Source organism: Asanoa sp. NPDC050611 (assembly GCF_040654855.1).
GTDB lineage: Bacteria > Actinomycetota > Actinomycetes > Mycobacteriales > Micromonosporaceae > Asanoa.
In genome coordinates this window covers 1-2,668 of record NZ_JBFAIU010000573.1, presented here as the reverse complement: position 1 = coordinate 2,668, position 2,668 = coordinate 1, and the positions used below count along the sequence as shown (strand labels likewise).

The window sequence follows — 2,668 nt, the reverse complement described above, 5'->3', positions numbered from 1 at the left end:
ACCCGCCCCCCCCCGATATCAACCCATCGTCCTTCCCACTGTTACCCCCCACCCCGCTGTTCCTATCTGGTGTTGTCGTGGCGGGCGCGCGCCCCCGACGGCCGGGTCGGCGCGCTGGTCTGGAACGGCACGCTCGACCACGGCCGGCGCGACGGCGACAAGGTGCTCGACCGCACGGTCACGCTCCGCGTCGCCGGCCTGCCAAGCGGCCGCTACGAGGTGCGCCGCTGGCGCGTCGACGCCGATCACGGCAACGTGGCGGCCCGCTGGCAGTCGGCGGGCGGTGGCGACTGGCCGACGGAGGCACAGTGGGCCGCGCTCGCGGACGCCGATCGGCTGCCAGAGTCCGAGCCGGTGGCCACGGTCGAGACCGCGGACGGCGTGGTGGAGCTGGCGGTGGACCTGCCCAACCCGGCCATCGCCTACGTGGAGCTGACCCCGGTCGGCTGATGTGCGGGAACGGGGCCCGCAGGGACCGGGCCCCGTTCCTCACACCGGTGGCGATGGGACCGTCGTCACCGGGGACGTGCCGAGGACGGCGCCGGTGCGGTCGAGGGCGTCGACCGCGACGAACGTCGGCGAACCGTTGATCGGCACGGCGGTCTCGAAGCCCGTGCGGTCGGCGGTGGTGGCGAGCGTGAGCTTGTCGGGCTGCGCCCCCGCGCGGACCCGCCAGCGGGTCACGGCGGTCGCGCCGTTCCAGCTCGCGTGCACGGTCACGCGGCCCTCGCGGACCGCCGTCACCGCCGGGTGGTCGGTGGGCGTGCCGGACCACTCGAACTTGTACGCCCGGTACGAGCCGTTGTCCGCCGGCAGCGCGCCGGCGGCGACCAGCGTGCCGTCGGCGGCGTACTCGGTGAACCGGGGCTGCTGTCCCCAACCGACCAGCGAGCCGCGGCGCGGCAGCTCCTGCAGCGAGCCCTGGCTCGGCGCCAGCAGCGAGTCGGGGTGGGCCAGCCCGCGGACCAGGCGGGCGGTGCGGCGGGTCTCGTCCACGGCGAGGATCAGCCCGCGGGACGCGGACGCGCGCGCCGTGATGCCGGCCTCGTTGTCGAACAGGCCGATCGTGCCGTCCGAGCGGCGGCGGGCGTCGTGCTGCCAGGCGAACGCCGCGTCCGGGCCGATCGCGAAGTCGCTCTTCTTGCCCCCGAGCCGCCAGCGGACCGCGCCCGACGCCCGGTCGATCTTGTAGATCGCCCAGGTGTGCCGGGCCGAGACGAGCAGCGAGCCGTCGCGGTCCACCTCGACCGAGTTCGCGTGCAGGTAGTCGTACGGGATCCGGCCGGACGGCTCGGCGTACGACTCGGACAGGGCGATGTGGTCGCGGGCCAACCAGCGCAACACGACGCGCCCCGTGGCGATGTCGACCTCGTAGAGCACCCCGTCGACGAGCGCGCCGTCCGCCGGCCCGCCCATCGCGGACAGGTCGGCCGCCACCGGCTCGTACGCGAAGAAGATCGCCGTGTCCTGCGGGGTGAGGATCAGGTCGTGCTGGTCCGCCGGCACCGGGCCGGGCGCACGGAGCCGGCGGATCTCCTGGTACGACCGGTCGACGATCACGAACTCGCCCGCTCCGATCCCGTACTCCGGGTCGATCGTCCCTTCCCACCAGGTGATCACCGGCTCGCCGGCCAGCCGCTGCACCCGCGCGTCGATCGCGATCACGCCAGGCCCCGTGACCTGGCGGAACCAGACCGGCTGGCCGGCGCCGTCGACCAGCAGCGGGCCGCGCCCGCCCGCACCGGCCGCCGGCGTGAGGAAGACCAGGCCGGGCGCGGTCGGGCCGGTCGCGGTCACGTCGACGACCGGCACGGCGAGATCGGGGCGGGTGACGAACTGGTGGAGAGCGGGCGCGGGTGCCTCGACCGGGGCGGCGCGGCCATGGCCCCGGCCCAGGGCGTAGCCACCACCGCCGGTCGCCGCCGCCACCGCCAGGCCGGCACCGCCCGCGAGGAGCCGGCGCCGGGAAACCCGCGGGCGTGCGTTGTCGCTCATCACCACACACCCTGCCGGTCCGAGCTGACCGAAAGCCGGGCGAAACCTGTTCGTTGGCTGAACAAGGGCGTGGCACAGCGACCTCCGGTGGCTTAGCGTTACCGCCGTGCCCCCCAGCGATCTCCGCGAGCGGCTCCGCCGCACCCTCCGCGAGGCATTGCGCTCCCGCGATGCCGTCGCGGCCGGCGCACTGCGCGCCGCGATCTCCGCGATCGACAACGCGGAGGCGGTGCCGGCGCGGCCGGGGCAGTTCGGGCGGGCGCCGATGGGCGCGGTGGGCGTGGGCGCGGCGGAGGCGCCGCGCCGGTCGCTGGACGGCGAGGAGATCCTGCGCATCGTCCGCGCGGAGGCCGCGGACCGGCTGGCCGCGGCCGCCCAGTTCGAGCGGCTCGGCCAGGTGGACGCCGCCGCCCGCATGCGCGCCGGCGCCGAGCTCCTGACCGCGATCACCGACGCCGGCTGACCGGCCGCCACGCCGTGCCCGTTCAGTCGCTCGGGACGGCATCGCGGTAGATCGCGTACCCGCCGGTGCCGCGGTGTTTGGCTTCATACATGGCGAGGTCGGCGCGGGCGACGAGTTCGGCAACACCCACGCGGACGCGCTCGCCAACGCGGCGATGGACGCCGCGGCCGGGATCGCTCCGGTTGCCACCGCCGAGCCCGCCGCAGCGTC

Annotated in this window: 4 protein-coding genes; 2 read left to right on the top strand and 2 right to left on the bottom strand. The window is 75.6% G+C overall.

Annotated elements, in window-relative coordinates; all coding sequences use genetic code 11:
• The first annotated feature begins 72 nt into the window (after positions 1-72).
• The gene (locus tag AB0H87_RS40375) at positions 73-450 is read left to right on the top strand and encodes a hypothetical protein (RefSeq protein ID WP_360158682.1); all 378 of its coding nucleotides are present in this window, start codon (positions 73-75) and stop codon (positions 448-450) included.
• Between the two features lie 39 nt (positions 451-489).
• On the opposite strand, the gene AB0H87_RS40370 is transcribed toward AB0H87_RS40375, so the two are convergent.
• Complete coding sequence (locus tag AB0H87_RS40370; protein WP_360158679.1) at positions 490-1,995, bottom strand: arylsulfotransferase family protein; 1,506 nt, start codon at positions 1,993-1,995, stop codon at positions 490-492.
• A 106-nt stretch (positions 1,996-2,101) separates the two neighbouring features.
• Here AB0H87_RS40370 and AB0H87_RS40365 point away from each other — a divergent pair, with 106 nt between their 5' ends.
• A complete protein-coding gene (locus AB0H87_RS40365; RefSeq protein ID WP_360158676.1) occupies positions 2,102-2,458 on the top strand; it encodes a hypothetical protein in 357 nt (118 codons plus the stop codon).
• 22 nt (positions 2,459-2,480) lie between these two features.
• Here AB0H87_RS40365 and AB0H87_RS40360 read toward each other — a convergent pair.
• Positions 2,481-2,668 (bottom strand): hypothetical protein (locus AB0H87_RS40360; protein WP_360158673.1); only part of this gene is annotated, 188 nt, incomplete at its 5' end.